This window comes from Mycobacterium sp. NTMscope_MAC_12 (genome assembly GCF_976985675.1).
The window spans coordinates 2,419,164-2,437,843 of the sequence record NZ_CDRJYY010000001.1 but is presented as its reverse complement, the minus strand read 5'-3'; the positions used below and the strand labels follow the sequence as shown (position 1 = coordinate 2,437,843).

Sequence of the window (18,680 nt, the reverse complement as noted above, 5' to 3'; positions counted from 1 at the left end):
CCTCCTTGTGCGCGTCGGTCTGTCGTCACACGACGGTTGCCCCGATCCGGTGCCGCAGACGCATGTCCCACACCACCGCGTGCACGCCGAGGCGCGTCAAGAACCGCGGCGTGAACAGGTCCAGCACCCCGAAGACGCGTTGCCAGCGGTCGAATCGGCGTTGTTGCGCGTCCGACCAACCGAACCCGAGCTTTTCGCGCAGCTGCGGCGGCAGGTATCCCAGCGTCATGAAGAGATTCCATCCGCCGAACAGCGCCGGAATCGGGGCGGGCAGGAAATCCAGGCGCGCGATGCCGATCAGGTAGCTACGCATGCGATCGTCGAAGTCGAGCCGATCGAGTTGCTCCTGCCAGTACCGGTCGGCGGCCTGCCGGTCGGCAGGCCACATTTCAGGCGGCACCTGCAAGGTGGTGGCGAACACCGACGCCGCCTCGTGCACGGTTTCGGGGTCGCGCCGGGAACGGCCGCCCCGCAGCCTACGGGTGTCCTCGAAGACCGCGGCCATGCAGGAGGCAACCCAGAGCTGTAACTCCGGATCGAAGGCGTTGTAGCGCACCGGGCTTTGCGGGCCGGAGCGCACCTCGACGTGTGCGGCGTTGACGGCCTCCCGGTACACCCGACGATCCTGCGCGTTGCCGGCGATGGCCACGGCGATGTAGGTGAAGGTGGTGCGGGCCCGTTTGAACGGATGCTTGTACAGGTTGCCGCTGTCGACCTTGCTCTCCATCACGCCATAGGCCACACCGGAATTCGCCAGCTGCATCACCACATTCGCCGCGCCGTAGGCGGGGGACAGCCACGGCGACATCTCCTCGGCGAGAAACGACGTGTCGGCCGAATCCGTGTCCGCCCGCCGGGCGCGCCGCTCGATCCGGGCCTGCGGGTCCTCCGGATCGGTGGGCAGGGGGTGGGCCATGGTGCGCCTTCCTGGGTTGGCCAACAGCTCAACGAGATTCGGCGGTCTTTGCGGTGCGTCTTCCTAGATCAACGTTGATAGAAAGAACGGTTCGTTCTATCACGAGTGTGGCACAACCGGCCGCGATCGGATAGGTGGCGGCGGGAATTTCCGGGTTTTCCGCCGACGATGCCGTCGGGCTCGGGGGATCACGCCGGCGTATCCATCGCCGGCCGGCTGCGGCGCGCGATGGCGCCGGCCGCCCGCGTCGTCAGCTCAAGAAGGCGTTGATCGCCGTCGCGAGCTCGGGGGACGCCGATGTCGCGATGTTCTGATAGCTGCCGCCGCTGAGCTGGGCGACCGCTTCCCAGGTGGATCGGTCCGGATCGGCACCGAAGTTGATGACGTTCACCGCGATCGGCTTGGCCGGATCGGCGCTCTTGCGGATGAAATCCTGTAGCCCCGGGCCGTCCAGGGATTGGTCGGTGTGCGGCCCGGCGGTGATCACGAGAAGCGAATTGGCTTGGCCCGCACGGTAATTGGCCTGCATGTCTTGGTAGATCATGCGCAGCGTGGTGAATGACACCGCACCGCCACCCGACGAGTACTGCTTGTCCAGCGCGGCCGACAGAGCCGCCGAGCGCGGCTGCCCGTTAACGGTATCGGCCAGCGGCCCACTCGCCACCTCGGAGCGGCCCTCGTGACCGTCGAAAGTCCACAGGCCGACGACGGCGGTGGGGGGCAGGGCCTTGATCCTGTCCTGCAGCGCCGCGATGACGTTTGCCAGCCGGGACTTTGCGCCTTCCTGGCCGGGCATCGACTGGTCAAGCATGATGGTCGTGGCCTGTCCGGCCGACGGGGCGGCCATGGCCTCGGCAAGCGTGGCGCGCATCGGGTCATCGCCGATCGACAGCGTGGACGGCAGCGCCGGGAAGGCGGTCACCGGGCTGCTCGGGGTTTTGACCCCGTTGACCCGGAAGCCCGCCTTCGCCAGCTTCGCCAGCTGATCGGGCTTGTGCATGAAGCGGGAGAATTCGCTGGCCGCCGTGGCCTGTTCGCGGGTAAGCCACGAACCGCTGAGCAGCACGGTGGGGTAGTCGGCCACCGGCGCGGGCCCCGGCGGAAGCCAGGACGCCAGGGCGCTCTTGGCGTCCTGCAGCGATTGGCCGCGCTGGAACAGCTGCTGTTCGGTGGTGATCACCGCGTGCACCGGCGCGGTCGCCGCGTCGCCGGGCTTCAGCAGCGTGTTCATCGCCTCGGTCAGCGAGCTGTCGGCGAGTTTGGGTTGTGCGCTCAACAGGGTGCGCACCGCGCCGGTGCCCTGCGTCACCGGGGCGCCGGGCGGCACCGACGCGGCCGCCACCGCCTCACCGGCGAGAAACGATGCGTCCCCGTTGCCGCCCGTCGGCAGCGCCAGTCGCAGCGATCCCCAGGCGGGTAAGTTCAACGCGGCCAACGCATTCGGGTTGGTTTGCAGCCCGGGCAGTGCCGCCCAGTTCTGCTTGGCGAGGGCCGGTGCCAGTTCGGGGCGCACGGCAAGCACCACCGGGGAGCTGACCAGTGAATGGCTCTCGCTGATCGTCTTCTGAGCCGTGGCTCCCGCGAGCCGTGCGGCGGAGATCGAGCTGCCGGGGATCCACAGCGCCGGCTGGCCGCCCAGTTCGGCGGGCCACTTGCCGATGAAGCCGTTGAGCACGGCGTCGGAGTCGGCGGGTTTGACGTTGACCACCATGCAGCGGTCGCCGACCGGCCCCGCCGATTTGTTGTAGCTTTCCGCGAATTCCTGGACGGCCGTGGCGATCGACGGGTCCGCGACGACGGCGACGGTCTCTTGACCGCCCACGCAGCGGCCGGCCGCGTTGTGCGATCGCTTGGACAGCACGTCGCCGAAGAAGCTCCACAGGATCACCGACCCCACCACGACGACGACGGCGATCAGCGCGACGATCACACCGATGCTGACGCCCCGCCGCCCGCCCTCGCTCCGATGGCCGCCCCGCCAGTCGGTCAGCCCCCGATGCCCGCCCCGGAACAGCGACGGCGAGGCGGCCGGCGGCTCCGCACTCGACGGGGCGGGCTGCCGCGGCGGAAACTCCGGGTACTCGTCGGCCGTGCTGTCGGCGAACGCGTCGCCCGCGGCGTACGGCTCGTCGTCGGCGTAGGGCTCCTCGTCGTCGGCGTAGTGACGTTCGTCCGAGTAGTAATCCTCGTCCGCAAAGTCGTCGGCGTCCGAGTAGTAATCCTCGTCCGCCGCCTCGCCGGCGCCGGCATCCCGCCGCTGATGTCCTGCGTCGTCACCTCGGGACGGCTCGTCGACCGCGTCGTCGCGAGAAGGCTCGTCGAGGGAGTCGTCAGGGTCGGGCGCACTGTGCCTACCCATAGCAGTGCCCGCGGCCTTTCCGTCGATCCATCCGAATGAACTCGCCGCCGATCTTAGTCATCCGCGGCACTATTACACGTGCGAACCCGAATTGAGCGCAGGCTCAATTCGACTGCGCGGCGCGCGCCTTGGCCTCGCGCCGACGACGGTGCAGGATCGGCTCGGTGTAGCCGTTGGGCTGCTGCGTTCCGGTCAGGATGAGGTCCTGCGCCGCCAGGAATGCCACGCTGTCGTCGAAGTTGGGCGCCATCGGCAAATACGCCGCATCCTTGGCGTTTTGCTCGTCCACCAGCGGGGCCATTCGCTCGAGGCTGGCCCGCACGTCCTCCTCGGTGATCACACCGTGGCGCAGCCAGTTGGCCAGCAGCTGGCTCGAAATCCGCAGCGTCGCACGGTCTTCCATGAGCGCCACGTCGTGGATGTCGGGCACCTTCGAGCAGCCGACGCCCTGCGCGACCCAGCGCACCACGTAACCGAGGATGGACTGGCAGTTGTTGTCGACCTCCTCGCGGATCTCCTCGGAAGCCCACGCCAATTCCTTGGCCAGCGGGATGGTCAGCAACTCGTCGATGTTGGTGCGCTTCCTGCCCGCCAGCTCCTCCTGCACGGCACCCACGTCGACGTAGTGGTAATGCATCGCGTGCAGGGTGGCCGCCGTCGGCGAGGGCACCCACGCGGTGGTCGCGCCGGCCTTCGGCTGGCCGATCTTCTGCTCGACCATGTCGGCCATCAGTTCGGTCATCGCCCACATGCCCTTACCGATCTGCGCCTTGCCCTTGAAGCCGGCGGCCAGGCCGATGTCGACGTTCGCGTCCTCGTAGGCCTTGATCCAGGTGGTGCTCTTCATCGCGCCCTTGCGGATCATCGGACCGGCCTCCATCGAGGTGTGGATCTCGTCGCCGGTGCGGTCCAGGAACCCGGTGTTGATGAACACCACCCGGTCGGCCGCGGCCTTGATGCAGGCCTTGAGGTTGACGGTGGTGCGCCGCTCCTCGTCCATGATGCCGACCTTGAGGGTGCCCTGCGGCAGGCCGAGGACGTCTTCGACCCGGCTGAACAGCTCGCAGGTGAACGCGACCTCGTCGGGCCCGTGCATCTTGGGCTTGACGATGTAGATGGACCCGGTGCGGCTGTTGGCCAGCGGCCCGTTCGCGTCGCCGGTCTTGAGCCCGTGGATCGCGGTGAGGCCGGTGAACAGCGCATCCATGATGCCCTCGAACACCTCTTTTTCCTCGTCGCCGTCGCTCCACACGATCGCGTCGTTGGTCATCAGGTGTCCGACGTTGCGGACGAACATCAGGCTGCGGCCCGGCAGTGTCAGCTCGCCCTCGCCGTCGGGCGTGGAGTAGGTCCGGTCCTCGTTGAGCACCCGGGTGAAGGTCTTGCCGTCCTTGTCGACACTTTCGGACAGGTCGCCCTTGTTCAGGCCGAGCCAGTTGCGGTAGCCGAGCACCTTGTCGTCGGCGTCGACGGCGGCCACCGAGTCCTCGAAGTCCATGATCGTGGTGACGGCCGACTCCAGGACCACGTCCTTGATGCCCGCGGCGTCGGTCCTGCCGATCGGCGAGTCCGGATCAATGAGGATCTCGATGTGCAGGCCGTGATTGACCAACAGCACCGACCAGTTGGGGGAACCGAGCTCGCCGGTGTAGCCGGCGAACTTCTCCGGGTCGGCCAGGCCGACGGAGCCGTCGGCGGTCGCGACCTTCAGGCGGCCGTCCTCGACGGACAGGCCGGTCGCGTCGGACCATGAGCCGGACTCCAGCGGCGCGGCCTCGTCCAGGAACTTGCGCGCGTAGGCGATCACCTTGTCGCCGCGCACCTTGTTGTAGCTCGACCCCTTCTCGGCGCCGTCGTCTTCTCCGATGACATCTGTGCCGTACAGGGCGTCGTACAGCGAGCCCCACCGGGCGTTGGCGGCGTTCAGCGCGAAGCGGGCGTTGAGCACCGGCACCACCAGCTGGGGGCCCGCGGTCGTGGTGATCTCGTCGTCGACACCCGAGGTGGTGATCGTGAAATCCGCGGGTTCGGGCAGCAGGTAACCGATTTCGGTGAGGAACTCGCGGTAGGCGTCGATGTCGAGCGGCTCGATGACCCGCTGTCGGTGCCACTTGTCGATCTGGGCCTGCAGCTCGTCACGGCGGCGCAGCAGATCCTGGTTCTTCGGGGTGAGGTCGGTGACGACCTTGTCGACGCCCGCCCAGAAGCTGTCCGGGTCGATATCGGTGCCGGGCAAGGCCTCTTCGTTCACGAAGTCGTAAAGCACCCGGGCGACGCGCAAGTTCCCCGCCGACACGCGATCAGTCATGATTCTCCTCCGTCATGGGCCGCCCTGGACCGTCCATGGGCCGTCCATGGGCCAGAAAGGCCCAAATTAGCTATGTCATCAGCCTACCGAGCGCAGCCTGGCGAGCGTTATCCGTCGACCCGCCACAGCAGGTCAAGACACGCTGACAGCCCCAAGAATGATGCTGCGGCGGTCACCGGAATCGATGTCCAGCAACGCACATTCCGTGCGCAAGCGGCGTGCTGCCCTCCAGCGCCCTCCAGCATTTTCTTAACTGGTAGCCGTGAAAGATCATACGGGCTGCGCGCGGTCGGAACCGTCGGGCCAGTGCGGCTAGGCCTCGCGCATCGTCCCGACGAAGTCTTCGACCAGGTCTTCCATCGCCACCATCGCCACCGCGGCGCCGATCTCGTCGGTGACCAGCGCCAGGTGGCTGTTGTTGCGGCGCAGCCGCGACAACGCCTCGGCCAGCGGCAGCGACCGCGGCAGCCCCGGCAAGGGCCGCACCTTTGCCAGATCGATCACCGTCTGGGGACCGTCGTCGAGCGTCAGCACGTCCTTGATGTGCAGATAGCCGACGAAGCTGCCGTCGACGTTTGCCACGGGGAAGCGGGAGTAGCCGCTCTGGGCCAGGGCTTCCTCGACCGCGCCGACGGTGGGGCCCTTGCCCGCCGCGGCCACCGGCACCGCGCGCACCCCGGAGAGGGGCACCGCCACGTCGCCGACCACGCGGTGACGGATCTGCAGCGCCCGGGCCAGCCGGGTGCCCTCCTCCTGGTCCAACAGGCCTTCCGACGCGGACTCGGCGATCATCTCGCTCAGCTCGACGGGCGAGACCGTGATCTCCAGCTCCTCCTTGCGCTCGACGCCGAGCGCGCGCACCACCACGCTGGCGCACTTGTCGTAGAACACGATGAACGGCCGGGCCACCCGCACGTACGCCAGATACGGCGGGACGAGCAGCATCGCCGTGCGCTCCGGACCGGCCAACGCGATGTTCTTGGGCACCATCTCGCCCAGCAGCACGTGCAGCGTCACCACGATGGCCAGGGCGATCACGAACGACAACGTGTGCAGCAGCGCCGGGTGAATCGCGGTCAGCCCGAGCGCCGTTTGCAACAGGTCGGAGACCGCCGACTCACCGATCCGGCCGAGCAGCAGCGACGCGGCCGTGACGCCCAGTTGCGCGCCGGCCAGCATGGACGGCAGCTGCTCGCCGGCGCGGATCACCGCGACGGCGGCCGCCTTGCCCTGCTCGGCCAGCGCTTCGAGGCGGTCGCGCCGCGCCGAGATCAGCGAGAACTCCGCCCCGACGAAGAACGCGTTCACCGCGATCAGCAGGCACGCCAGCAGCACGCCCATGGTCTCGCTCATCGGCGTCCTTCCGCCGCGGGAATGTCGCCGTGACCGCTGAGTTCGGTCAACTCGAGCAGGTCGATACGGCGGCCGTCCATCCGGATGACCCGCGCCTGCCAGCGCGTCACCGCGTCGAGCAGCCCGTCGGCGTCCAGCCCGGGAAGCTTCACCGTTTCACCGGCCTCCGGGATGTGACCGATCTCGCGCAGCACCAACCCGCCGATCGTCTCGTAGGGTCCTTCGGGCGCCCGGAAGCCGGTGGCGGCGGCCACCTCGTCGATGCGCAACAGGCCCGACACCCGCCAGCCGGTGCCGGCGGGCACCACATCGGGAGTGGCGTCGTCGTGCTCGTCGCGGACATCGCCGACGATCTCTTCGATCAAGTCCTCGAGGGTCACCATGCCCGCGGTGCCGCCGTATTCGTCGACGACGAGCGCGGTTTGCAGGCTGCTGGCCCGGATCTCGGCCATCACCGCGTCACCGTCCAGTGTGGACGGCACCACGGCCACGGGTTGGGCCACCGTCGTCAGCAGCGTGCGGACCCGGTCGGCCCGCGGGATCGCGAACACCTGTTTGACGTGCACGATGCCGACGGTCTCGTCGAGGTCACCGTCGACGATGGGGAAGCGGGAAAACCCGGACTCGGCGGCCGCGGTCACCAGGTCGGCCACCGTGTCGTCGGTCTGCAGCGCCACGATCTTGGACCGCGGTGTCATCAGCTCCTCAGCGCTCAGGGTGCCGAACTGCAATGATCGGCGCACCAGGGCGGCTGTCGGGGCGTCCAGGGCGCCGCTGCGCGCCGACGAACGCACGAGTGACAACAGCTCTTGCGGCGACCGGGCGGACCGCAGCTCCTCGGCGGGCTCGATGCCCAGCCGGCGCACGATCCAGTTCGCCGCGCCGTTGGTCAATCGGATCGCCGGGGTCAGCAGCAGCGAGAACAGCAGCTGGGCGGCCACGACGGCGCGGGCGGTCGACAGAGGTCGCGCCACCGCCAAATATTTCGGGACGAGCTCGCCGAACACCATCGACACCGACGTCACGATCACCAGCACCAGGACGGCCATGATCGCGTCGCCGACCCTGTCGGGGATACCGAGCGCGTCCAGCCACGGGTGCGGCAGGTCCTCCACCATCGGATCGGTCAGGTAACCGGCCGCCAGCGTCGTGACGGAGATCCCGAGCTGCGCGCCCGACAACTGAAACGACAGCCGCTGATGCGCGCGGCGGATCCAGCGGTCGCGGCGGCCGCCGCCGCGGGCGTTTGCCTCGACCGCGCTGCGGTCCAGGGTGGTCAACGAGAATTCGGCGGCGACGAACACGGCGTTGCCGAAGATCAGCACCGCGATCGCCACAATGCTGATCACGGTGACGGTGACGTTCATGAATCACGCCGCCCGCGGATCGAATGTGGCGAGGCGGTGACCGGGGGAGGCTCCGCATCGGGCGGCTCGTCCGACGGCCCGTGCGCCGGCAAGCCGATGGCCTGCACGGGTGCCTGCGGCACGTCGATCCTTTCGCTGCCTGGTCGCGGGCGGACGCGGTTGCTTCCGTCTTTGCTGCCTTATGCTAGCCCGGGTTTCGGCCCTGCGGCGGCGACGCCGCCGCGACGCTGGTGCCGGCGCCGGAAGCGACCGCCGGCCCGGGGCAACTACGGTATGCCTACCCTTACTCAGGTACGCTCTGCGCACTATGTCCGACGCCCCACCGGAAACGCCGTCCGTTCACATCCTGCCCCGCGAGCGCTTCGACATCGCCGACCACGTCGCACAGATCCCCCGGCCACCCACGCCCTCTCTGGATGCCCCCTTCGCGCTGCGCGTCGCGCAGCTTGCCGATGCGGACATGGTGGCCGAGTGGATGAACCAGCCGCATCTGGCCGAGGCGTGGGAGTACGACTGGCCGACGCCGCGCTGGCGGCAGCACCTGGACGCCCAACTCGGGGGCACCTACTCCCTGCCGTTGATCGGGAACGTGCGCGGCGCGGATTGCGCCTACCTCGAACTGTATTGGGGCGCAAGGGATCTCATCTCACGTTATTACGACGCCGAGCCCTACGACCTGGGGCTGCACGCCGCCATCGCCGATGTGAAGCTGGTGAACCGGGGCCTGGGCCCGATGCTGTTGCCCCGGATCGTGGCCAGCGCCTTTTCGATGGAGCCGCGGTGCCGCCGGATCATGTTCGATCCCGATCACCGCAACACCGCCGCGCGCAGGCTGTGCGAGTACGTCGGATGCGAGTTCCTCGGCGAGCACGACACGACGAACCGGCGCATGGCGCTCTACGCGCTGGAAGCCCCGGCATCGCCGACCAGGGACGCATAGCCGCCGTAATCGGGCGCCATTCCGGCGGCCACCAACTCCCACAACACCTCGTCGGTGCCGCCACCGACCCGGGCGAGCTTCATGTCGCGCCACCATTCGCCCAGCGGCGTCTCGTCGACGAGGTAACCCGCCCCGCCGAAGATGTGCATGCATTCCGAAATCACTTCCTCGCCAAGGCGGGCCGCGGTCACCTTGACTCCCGCGGCCGCGCGCAGATCCAGCCGGCCCTGCGCCGCGATGCCGTGCAGGCCATGCCGCAGCAGGTCGACGCGCGCCTGCAAATCCGCGATCCGCAGGCGCAGCGCCTGGTGTTCGAACAGCGTGTGACCGAACTGGCGTCGAGACATCATGCGGGCCAACGTGATCCCGATCGCCCGCTGGCACGACGCCGCGATCTGACCGGCGATCGACATCCGCTCGTGGGCCAGTCCCCAGCTGATGGCCGCCAGCCCGGTGCCGGCCCGCGCCACCAGGGCGTCGGCGGGAACCCAGGTATCGATGTGCACGGCGGCGGTGTCCAGCGGCCCGGCGCCAACCTTGTCGTAGGGCCGCTGCACGCTGACCTGGGCCGTCGGCACCGCGACCAGCGCGACGTTGCCGTGCCTGCTGGACGAGTCGTGGTCGACGCTGCGCGCCACCACCATGATGTGATCGGCGATGGGGGACAGCGAGACGAACTTCTTGATCCCGCGGACGTCGAAACCGCCTTCCCGAGAGGAGATCTCGGTCTCGACGATCTGCAGGTCGGAGCCGCCGGACTCCTCGGAGGCCCCGATGCACAGCACGGCCTGCCCGCGGATCGCTCGTTCGCAGATGTCCCGCAGGTAGTCCGACTTGCCGAACCGGCGCAGGACGGCGATCGCCGAGTCGTGCAGGCTGACGCCCACCCCGATGCCGGCCGAGGACAACCTGCCGAGGGCGAAGGCGAGCTCGACCAGTTTGCCGACGTCGGGCAGCGGGCCGTCGCCCCACTTCTCGCGGAAAACTCCGCGGGCGCCGAGGTGTTCGATCAGCTCACGTGGAAACCGTTGCCGCGCTTCGGCTTCCGCCGTCCAGGCCAGGACTTGCTCGTCGAACGCGTCGGTCAGCAGGTCCCGGTAGCCGTCGAGGTCGGTTGCGGTCGTCTCAGGCGTTGCCGTCACTTAATCCACCGTCTCTAGAGAGCGCCGCACTTCCAGGCGGCGCAGTTTGCCCGACGACGTTCGGGGCAACGACCCCGGGGCCATGAAGATGACGTCGGAGGGAACGACGCCGCACACGGATGCGACGCGCGCGATGACGTCGGCGCGCGCGGCCGCCTGATCTGACCCCCGGAATTCGGCGGCGACGATCAGGCCGGGGCGCGCGGAACGTTCGCCGGTGGCCAGCGCCACCACGGCGCCTTCGCGCACGCCGCGGACCCCGGCCGCGACCATCTCGATCTCGGTCGGGAAGATGTTGCGCCCGGCGATGGTGATGAGCTCCTTGGCGCGGCCGCACACCACCAGGCCGCCGTCGGCAAGGAAGCCGAGATCGCCGGTGGGAAACCAGTTTTCGGTATTGACGCGGGCGTGGCCCAGGTACCCGTCCATCATCGACGCGCCGCGGATCTCGATCTCACCGATGTCGCCCTGCGCGCCGTCGCGCGGCGAGATCCGGATCTCGGTGCCGGGGATGGCCTCGCCCAGCACCGCGTGGCGGCGCGAGCCGGTCTCGTCGGTGACGTCGGCGAACCGTAGCCCGGTGCCCGGGGCGGGCACGCTCACCGCGCACGTCGACTCCGCCAGCCCGTAGGACGGGGTGGCCGCCCCGGGGTCGAACCCGAAGGGGCCCATCGCTTGCGCGAAGCGCTCGAATCCCTCGCAGTCGATCGGCTCCCCGCCGTTGATCGCCACCCGCACAGCGCCGAGGTCGACATCGGAGACCCGGCGGGCGTACCGGCCGACCAGGTTGTAGGCGAAGTTCGGTGCCGCGGTGATCGTCGCGCGGCTTTCCGACAGCCAGCTCAACCATCGAAACGGCGAGGCGGTGAAAGCCGATGTGGGCGCGAGCCATACCGACATGCCCCCCAACGACGACGCGAGCAAGAAGGACAGACCCATGTCGTGGTAGAGCGGCAGCCACGAGCAGCCGACGTCCGCGGGGGTCACCGAGAGCCGCTGATTGAGGCCGCGCAGGTTGGCCCGTCAGCCACGCGCCCGCGATCGCGGCGACGAACTCGACGGTCGGTTCGCCGACCAGCCCCACGGCGGCGGGCCGGCCCCGGTCGAGCAGCCAGGCGGCGATGCCCTCGGCCATCCCGTGCACCTCGGGCCACGGATGGCGGCGCCAGGCCGAGGACTCGCGGTCGAAGACGACCAGATCGCTGTTGGCGCCGCGCATCGCGGCCGTCAGCGCCGCGGCCAGCTCACTCATTGCGGTGTTTGGCGGCGATCGCGGCCTGCAGGTCGCCGACCGTGTCGCAGTTCAACAGCTCCTCTTCCGACAGCGAGACGCCCAGCCGTTCTTCGATGGCCACCATGCCCACGGCGAAGGCCACCGAGTCCAGTCCGACGTCGTCGACCAACCTGGCGTCGGGGGTCAGGCGGGACGCGTCGACGTTGAGGTCGTCGCGCAGGATGCTCAGCAGCTCGGCGCTGACGGCAGGGGAAGAGGAGGTCATGGCGCAGTAGGTTAGCAGTCCTTATTAGGCAAGGCTAGCCTTACTGCATGGCGCGTGTCACCAGCCCAGCGGTAGCGGATGCCCCTCGGCGAAGCCCGCGGTCGACTGCACCCCGACGACGACCCGTTCGTACAGTTCCGCCAGGCTCGCGGCGCCGACATAGGTGCAGGTGCTGCGCACGCCCGAGGTGATGTGATCGAGCAGGTCCTCGACGCCGCCGCGGGCGGGGTCCAGCCCCATCCGCGACGTCGAAATGCCTTCCTCGAACAGGGCTTTGCGGGCGCGGTCGAACGCCGTGTCGGCGCCGCTGCGGGCGACCACGGCCCGCTTGGACGCCATGCCGTAGCTCTCCTTGTACGGCTGGTCCTCGCGGTCGCGCATCAGGTCGCCGGGCGACTCGTAGGTGCCGGCGAACCATGACCCGATCATCACGTTGGACGCGCCTGCCGCCAGCGCCAGCGCCACATCGCGCGGATGGCGGATGCCGCCGTCGGCCCACACATGCCCGCCCAATTCCCGTGCCGCCGAAGCGCATTCGACGATAGCCGAGAATTGCGGGCGCCCGACCCCGGTCATCATCCGGGTGGTGCACATCGCGCCCGGGCCCACGCCGACCTTCACGATGCTCGCCCCGGCGGCGAGCAGGTCGCGGGTGCCCTCGGCCGAGACCACGTTGCCCGCCGCCAGCGGCACGCCGAGATCGAGCGACGCGACCGTCCGGATCGCCTCGAGCGTCTTGACCTGATGCCCGTGGGCGGTGTCGATCACCAGGAGATCGATTCCGGCCTCGACCAGCGAGCGCGCCTTGGCCCCCACGTCGCCGTTGATGCCGACGGCCGCGCCCACCCGCAGGCGGCCACGCGCGTCGACGGCCGGGGTGTACAGCCCGGCGCGGATGGCGCCGGTGCGGGTGAGCACCCCGGCCAGCGTGCCGTCGGCATTGGTGACGACCGCGACACCGATCGGGGACTGCTCGAGCAGGTCGAAGATCTTGCGCGGCTCGGTGCCCACCGGGGCGGTGACGAAGTCGGTCATCGCGACGTCGCGCACCCGGGTGAAGCGGTCCACGCCCAGGTAGGACGATTCGCTCACCAGTCCCAGGGGACGGCCCTCGAAGGCGACGACGGCGACCCCGTGCGCCCGCTTGTGGATCAGCGCCATCGCGTCGGACACCGAGTCGTCGGGCTCGAGCACCACCGGGGTGTCGAGGACCAGGTCGCGGCCCTTGACGAACTCGACCGTCTGCTCGACCGCGGTGATGGGCAGATCCTGCGGCAGGATCACGAGCCCGCCGCGGCGCGCCACCGTCTCGGCCATCCGCTTGCCGGCCACCGCGGTCATGTTGGCGACGACGACCGGAATCGTGGTGCCCGAGCCGTCCCCGGTGGACAGGTCGACGTCAAACCGCGACGCGACCTCCGAGCGGTTCGGCATGATGAAGACGTCGTTGTAGGTCAAGTCGTATCCGGGTCGGTGCCCGTCGAGAAACCTCATCGCAACCCAAGCCCCCTTACGCCCTCCAGTGTGGCCCGGCTAGGCGGGCACTTCGGTGCGATCGCCGCTCCACAGCGTGTGGAAGCGCTTGTCGGGGTCGTCATCGATGCGCCCGTAGGTGTGGGCGCCGAAGAAGTCCCGCAACCCCTGGGTCAGCGCGGCGGGGAGCCGCTCGGTGCGCAGCGCGTCGTAGTACGACAGCGCCGAGGAGAAGCCGGGGATCGGGATGCCCAGCCGGGTGGCGGTCACCACAACCCGGCGCCAGCCGTCGATGGCGGCCTCGATGGCGCTGCGGAAGTAGGGGGCGACGATCAGCGTCGGCAGGTCGGGGTCTTCGTCGAAGGCGTCTTTGATCCGGTTGAGGAACTTCGCCCTGATGATGCAGCCGCCGCGCCAGATGGTGGCCAGGTCGCCGGGCGTGATGCCCCAGTCGTATTCGGCGCTGCCGGCCTGAATCTGGTTGAAGCCCTGCGCATAGGCGATGATCTTCGACGCGTAGAGCGCCTGCCGGATGTCCTCGGTGAATTGCCGTGCGTCGGTGGGCTTTTCACCGAGCTCACCCGAGGCCAGCCCGGTGGTGGCCTTGCGCTGGGTGACCGATCCCGACAGCGCGCGGGCGAACACCGCCTCGGCGATGCCGGTGACGGGCACACCGAGGTCGAGGGCGGACTTGACCGTCCACCGGCCGGTGCCCTTCTGCTCGGCCTCGTCGAGGATCAGGTCCACGAGCGGCTTGCCGGTCTTGGCGTCGGTCTGGCGCAAGACCTGGGCGGTGATTTCGACGAGGAAGCTGTCCAGGTCGCCGGAGTTCCACTCGTCGAACACGTCGGCGATCTCGCCGGCGGTCTTGCCGAGGCCGTCGCGCAGCAGCTGGTAGGCCTCGCCGATCAACTGCATGTCGGAGTACTCGATGCCGTTGTGCACCATCTTGACGAAGTGCCCGGCGCCGTCGGGACCGATGTGGGTGCAGCACGGCACCCCGTCGACGTGCGCGGAGATCTCCTCGAGCAGCGGGCCCAGCGACTTGTACGACTCGGCCGGGCCGCCCGGCATGATCGACGGGCCGTTGAGCGCGCCCTCCTCGCCGCCGGAGATGCCGGCGCCGACGAAATGCAGGCCGCGCTCGCGCATCGCCTTCTCGCGGCGGATGGTGTCGGTGTAGAGGGCGTTGCCGCCGTCGATGATGATGTCGCCGTCCTCCATGGCGTCGGCGAGCTCGTTGATCACCGCGTCCGTCGGGTCACCGGCCTTGACCATGATCAGCACCCGTCGCGGCTTTTCCAGCGCGTCGAGGAATTCGGCGATGGTCTCGGTACGCACGAACGTGCCGTCTCCGCCGTGCTCTTTGAGCAGCGCATCGGTTTTGGCGATCGACCGGTTGTGCAGCGCCACGGTGTAGCCGTGCCGGGCGAAATTGCGGGCGATGTTCGACCCCATCACGGCCAGGCCCGTGACGCCGATCTGCGCGGTGCCGGTCTGGGAACCCGCCTGCGTGTCCGACGAACTCATGTCTTGCCTCTCAAATCGGGAGAACATTTCGCAAAAGCTTTCGGTGACACTGTGGCACAGCGCATGGACACGCGCCCGGGGTGATCGGCCCTCGGCGGCGTCAGAGGTTGAAGAGGCGTTCCAGCTCCGTGAGCCAGGGCACGGCGAGCGCGATGGTGGGCACCACGAAGACCGCCGCCGCGGCAAGGTACGCGACCGCCGACAGCGTGGCGCTGTTGCCGCGTCCGCCCAGCCGGCGCACTCGCAGCACCGTGCTGGGGCCGCTCGCCGCGAGCGCGCCCGACGGCGCCCGCCCCGACGCGCAGGCGACCAGTGCCCGGGCCAGGGGAGCGCGGCCGGCGGCGCGCACCGCCGCGTCGTCGGCGAGCAGCTCGACCAGAAGCTGGACGGCCCCCAGCGCGTTGGCGCTGCGGACCACCCGCGGGAAGGCGGCGTGCACGGCGGTGAACGCCTCGAGCACCAGATCATGCCGGGCCCGCAGGTGGGCCCGTTCGTGGGTGAGGATGGCGGCGACTTCGGCGTCGGCGAGCGTGCTCAGCGTTCCTTCGCTGACCACCACCCGGCTGCGCACACCCGGCAGGCAGTAGGCGAGCGGTTGCGGGACATCCAGTACGCGAAGGTCGCGCCTGCGGGTGCAGGACTGGGACAGCGCCGCGTCGTGGCCGACTCCGACCAGGTCGACGACCATGCGGTGATGGGCCCGTCGCTTGCGATTGGCGATGGCCACCCGGGCGAGTGCGACCATCAATCGGGCGCCGACCAGCACGGTTAGCGCGAAAACCCCGATGTATGCCGTCCACAGCGGCCATCCGAGCCGGTCGGCGGCGCCGACGATGCTGGTCGTGGGTCGCCCGTCGGGACCGGGCATGAGCAGCCGGGTGGCGATCGCGATCCCGGCGCTGAAGGCCGACAGGACCGCGGCCAGCGCGACGGCTTGCCACAACACCATGGCGGCACGGGGGGCGCGCAGCGGCCAGCGCGCGCGTGCCAACATGGCCGGCACGGGGCCGGTCAGTAGCACCGCGAGAATGGTGAAAGCCAGCGCGGACACACTGTTAGTGTCCCTCAGCCCTCCGGGGCTGCGCCAGCAGATGGCGAGTTGTTGCGTTGATTGGCTTCCAGTTCGGCGAGCGCGCGCCGAAGCGCCGCGGCCTCGTCGGCGCCGACGCGCTCGACGAAGTGCACCAGCGCGGCCTGCCGGCCCCCGGAGTCCTCGGCCTGGGCCAGTGCGTCCACCATGAGCCCGGCGACCAGTTCGTCGCGGCCGTGCACGGGGGCGTACCGGTGCGCGCGGTCGTCACGGATCTGGGAGACCAGGTTCTTCTTGGCCAGCCGCTGCAGCACGGTCATGATCGTGGTGTAGGCAAGGTCGCGCTGGGCCGCCAACGCCTCATGGACCTGGCGAACCGTCTGAGGCTCGGGCGTGGACCACAGATGGTCCATGACGGCCCGTTCCAGATCCCCCAGCCGTGTCAGTTTGGCCATAGTTCGTTCATCTCCTGAGCGTCGAAACCAGACTACTCCCGCTTACTACCGACCGTCGTACGGAAAGCTGACGAATCTCTGTGCCGGCCCGCCGTCGCGCCCCGGCGCGAACAAGTCGAACAATACCCCTTGCAAAGTTAGGGCAGCCTTGCCTATGCTAATCCAGTCGAGCGATAACGGACCGCGTGAGAGTCCTGAGGGCTGCAGTGACCCCCGGTCTACTCGATCGGCGAGCCCCGTGCCTAGTGCACGGGGCTCAGCCGTTTTCGGGGTATATCCGGCGAGTTGTGCTGCCGCCAAAGCCGTCCCGCACGCGATGGTGTAGACACAGGGGCGTGCCAGAGCCGCAGGAAACGATCATCCCGCCGCATTTCTCCGCGCCCTTCGACCGCGAGATCGGCTTGCAGTTCACCGAACTCGGCCCCGACGGCGCCCGCGCCCAACTCGAGGTCACGCCCAAGCTGTTGCAGCCGATGGGTCTGGTGCACGGCGGCGTTTACTGCTCGATGATCGAAAGCATGGCCAGCGTGGCGGCCTACACCTGGCTGGCCACCCGCGGTGGCGGAAATGTCGTGGGAGTCAACAACAACACCGACTTCCTGCGCTCCATCGGCTCGGGCATGGTCTACGGCAGGGTCGAACCGATTCACCGCGGCCGGCGCCAGCAATTGTGGTTGGTCACCATCACCGACGACGACGATCGCGTGGTTGCCCGCGGCCAGGTGCGACTGCAGAACCTCGAGCTTCGCGAAGGCTGATCGCAGGGCACTCCGGTTGCGCGATCGCCGAATACCTAGGTCCCGCAACGGGACTGGCGACGGCGCGCGGCTAGCTGGCCCGTCGGGCGACCGGGCGCTTGGTCTCCGCGGCGAGCACCGCCAGCTGTTCGAGCCGGGTGCGGGCGAACGCCTGCTGCTCGGTGATGGTGAGTTGACCCCGTCGGGTGCTCAGGAACGTCACCGTCCACGACAGCAGCGTGCTGATCTTGGTCTTGAACCCGACCAGGTAGACCAGGTGCAGGACCAGCCACGCGAACCAGGCGAACAGGCCGCTGAATTCGACCGGACCGATCTTGGCCACCGCGGAAAATCGCGACACCGTGGCCATCGATCCCTTGTCGAAGTACTGGAACGGTTCCCGCTCGGCCGGGTCGGCGCCGTCGAGTTCGGCCTTGATCGTGCTCGCGACGTACTTGGCGCCCTGAATGGCGCCCTGGGCTACCCCCGGCACGCCTTCGACCGCGGCCAGGTCGCCGATGACGAACACGTCGGGGTGGCCCGGGATGGACAGGTCGGGCAGCACCTTGACGCGTCCGGCCCGGTCGAGTTCGACCGTCGACTGGTCGGCGAGGTCGCGGCCCAGCGGGCTGGCCGAAACGCCGGCGGACCAGACCTTGCAAGCGGATTCGATGCGCCGGACCGTGCCGTCGGAGTCCTTGACGGTGATGCCGTTGCGGTCGACGTCGGTGACCATGGCGCCCAGCTGGATCTCCACGCCCATCTTTTCCAGCCGGTCGGCGGCCCGCTGACCCAGCTTGTCGCCGAAGGGCGGAAGCACCGCGGGGGCGGCGTCGAGCAGGATCACGCGCGCCTTGGTGGAGTCGATGTGGCGGAACGAGCCTTTAAGCGTGTAGGTCGCTAATTCCGCGATCTGCCCGGCCATTTCGACGCCGGTGGGGCCGGCACCGATCACGGTGAACGTCAGCAGCTTGGCGCGTCGTTCCGGATCACGGGACCGCTCGGCCTGTTCGAAGGCGCTCAGGATCCGCCCGCGGACCTCGAGCGCGTCGTCGATCGACTTCATGCCCGGGGCGAACTCGGCGAAATGGTCGTTCCCGAAGTAGGACTGGCCCGCGCCGGCGGCGACAATCAAGCTGTCGTAAGGGGTTTCGTAGGTGTGGCCGAGCAGATCCGACACGACGAACTTGCCGTCCAAGTCGATGTGGGTGACGTCGCCGAGCAACACCTGGACGTTGCGCTGCCGACGCAGGACGACCCGGGTGGGCGGGGCGATGTCGCCCTCGGACACGATGCCGGTCGCCACTTGGTACAGCAGCGGCTGGAAGAGGTGGTGCGTGGTGCGGGCGATCAGTTTGATGTCGACGTTCGCGTGCTTGAGTTTCTTGGCAGCGTTGAGCCCGCCGAAGCCCGACCCGATGATGACGACCTGATGGCGACGCTCCGGTCCAGCTTTGGTACCTGGCTGGGGGCTCATGTTTCCGCTGCTCCTGACGAGGGCTTTTGGACGCGCGACTGCGATTAGCAACCACGCTAGTCAGGCGGATACCCCGAAACCCAACTCACAACGT

14 protein-coding genes and 1 pseudogene are annotated in these 18,680 nt (G+C 68.8%); 2 read left to right on the top strand and 13 right to left on the bottom strand.

The window, feature by feature from the left end:
* Window positions 1-25: 25 nt before the first annotated feature.
* The 5 genes from AC0KS4_RS11225 to AC0KS4_RS11205 form a co-directional block, all read right to left on the bottom strand.
* Complete coding sequence (locus AC0KS4_RS11225; RefSeq protein ID WP_238955865.1) at window positions 26-916, bottom strand: oxygenase MpaB family protein; 891 nt, start codon at window positions 914-916, stop codon at window positions 26-28.
* A gap of 250 nt (window positions 917-1,166) precedes the next feature.
* Window positions 1,167-3,275 carry a substrate-binding domain-containing protein gene (locus tag AC0KS4_RS11220; protein WP_225329239.1) on the bottom strand — a complete coding sequence of 703 codons (2,109 nt, stop codon included), beginning with the start codon at window positions 3,273-3,275 and terminating at the stop codon, window positions 1,167-1,169.
* A 103-nt stretch (window positions 3,276-3,378) separates the two neighbouring features.
* Window positions 3,379-5,583, bottom strand: coding sequence for a malate synthase G (locus AC0KS4_RS11215; RefSeq protein ID WP_225329240.1), 2,205 nt, complete (start codon window positions 5,581-5,583; stop codon window positions 3,379-3,381).
* A gap of 312 nt (window positions 5,584-5,895) precedes the next feature.
* On the bottom strand, window positions 5,896-6,936 hold the full coding sequence (locus tag AC0KS4_RS11210) for a hemolysin family protein (protein ID WP_238955864.1): 1,041 nt from the start codon (window positions 6,934-6,936) through the stop codon (window positions 5,896-5,898).
* A complete protein-coding gene (locus AC0KS4_RS11205; RefSeq protein ID WP_225329242.1) occupies window positions 6,933-8,303 on the bottom strand; it encodes a hemolysin family protein in 1,371 nt (456 codons plus the stop codon). Before AC0KS4_RS11205 ends, AC0KS4_RS11210 begins: the two co-directional genes overlap by 4 nt.
* A 307-nt stretch (window positions 8,304-8,610) precedes the next feature.
* On the opposite strand from AC0KS4_RS11205, the gene AC0KS4_RS11200 reads away from it, so the two are divergent.
* Window positions 8,611-9,243 (top strand): GNAT family N-acetyltransferase, encoded by a 633-nt coding sequence (locus AC0KS4_RS11200; RefSeq protein ID WP_238955863.1) that lies wholly within the window; start codon window positions 8,611-8,613, stop codon window positions 9,241-9,243.
* Here the strand turns inward: AC0KS4_RS11200 and mbtN are convergent.
* From mbtN to AC0KS4_RS11165, 7 genes and pseudogenes are all read right to left on the bottom strand, one after another.
* The gene (mbtN, locus tag AC0KS4_RS11195; protein WP_238955862.1) at window positions 9,201-10,385 is read right to left on the bottom strand and encodes a mycobactin biosynthesis acyl-ACP dehydrogenase MbtN; all 1,185 of its coding nucleotides are present in this window, start codon (window positions 10,383-10,385) and stop codon (window positions 9,201-9,203) included. The two genes, AC0KS4_RS11200 and mbtN, sit on opposite strands and share 43 nt — an antisense overlap.
* Window positions 10,386-11,637: pseudogene (gene mbtM, locus AC0KS4_RS11190) on the bottom strand (long-chain-fatty acid--ACP ligase MbtM). It lies immediately after the preceding gene.
* A complete protein-coding gene (locus AC0KS4_RS11185; RefSeq protein ID WP_238955861.1) occupies window positions 11,630-11,884 on the bottom strand; it encodes an acyl carrier protein in 255 nt (84 codons plus the stop codon). The pseudogene mbtM and the gene AC0KS4_RS11185 overlap by 8 nt, the downstream one beginning before the upstream one ends.
* 57 nt (window positions 11,885-11,941) lie before the next feature.
* A complete protein-coding gene (locus AC0KS4_RS11180) occupies window positions 11,942-13,378 on the bottom strand; it encodes a GuaB1 family IMP dehydrogenase-related protein (RefSeq protein WP_225329248.1) in 1,437 nt (478 codons plus the stop codon).
* 39 nt (window positions 13,379-13,417) lie between these two features.
* Window positions 13,418-14,887 carry an NADP-dependent phosphogluconate dehydrogenase gene (gene gndA, locus AC0KS4_RS11175; protein WP_238955860.1) on the bottom strand — a complete coding sequence of 490 codons (1,470 nt, stop codon included), beginning with the start codon at window positions 14,885-14,887 and terminating at the stop codon, window positions 13,418-13,420.
* Between the two features lie 100 nt (window positions 14,888-14,987).
* Window positions 14,988-15,938: a M56 family metallopeptidase gene (locus AC0KS4_RS11170; RefSeq protein WP_225341308.1), complete on the bottom strand. Its 951-nt coding sequence runs from the start codon at window positions 15,936-15,938 to the stop codon at window positions 14,988-14,990.
* Between the two features lie 14 nt (window positions 15,939-15,952).
* The gene (locus tag AC0KS4_RS11165) at window positions 15,953-16,372 is read right to left on the bottom strand and encodes a BlaI/MecI/CopY family transcriptional regulator (RefSeq protein ID WP_238955859.1); all 420 of its coding nucleotides are present in this window, start codon (window positions 16,370-16,372) and stop codon (window positions 15,953-15,955) included.
* A 335-nt stretch (window positions 16,373-16,707) separates the two neighbouring features.
* Here AC0KS4_RS11165 and AC0KS4_RS11160 point away from each other — a divergent pair, with 335 nt between their 5' ends.
* A complete protein-coding gene (locus tag AC0KS4_RS11160) occupies window positions 16,708-17,130 on the top strand; it encodes a PaaI family thioesterase (protein ID WP_225330536.1) in 423 nt (140 codons plus the stop codon).
* Window positions 17,131-17,200: 70 nt separating this feature from the next.
* On the opposite strand, the gene AC0KS4_RS11155 is transcribed toward AC0KS4_RS11160, so the two are convergent.
* Window positions 17,201-18,586 carry an NAD(P)/FAD-dependent oxidoreductase gene (locus AC0KS4_RS11155; RefSeq protein ID WP_225330537.1) on the bottom strand — a complete coding sequence of 462 codons (1,386 nt, stop codon included), beginning with the start codon at window positions 18,584-18,586 and terminating at the stop codon, window positions 17,201-17,203.
* Between the last annotated feature and the right edge of the window lie 94 nt (window positions 18,587-18,680).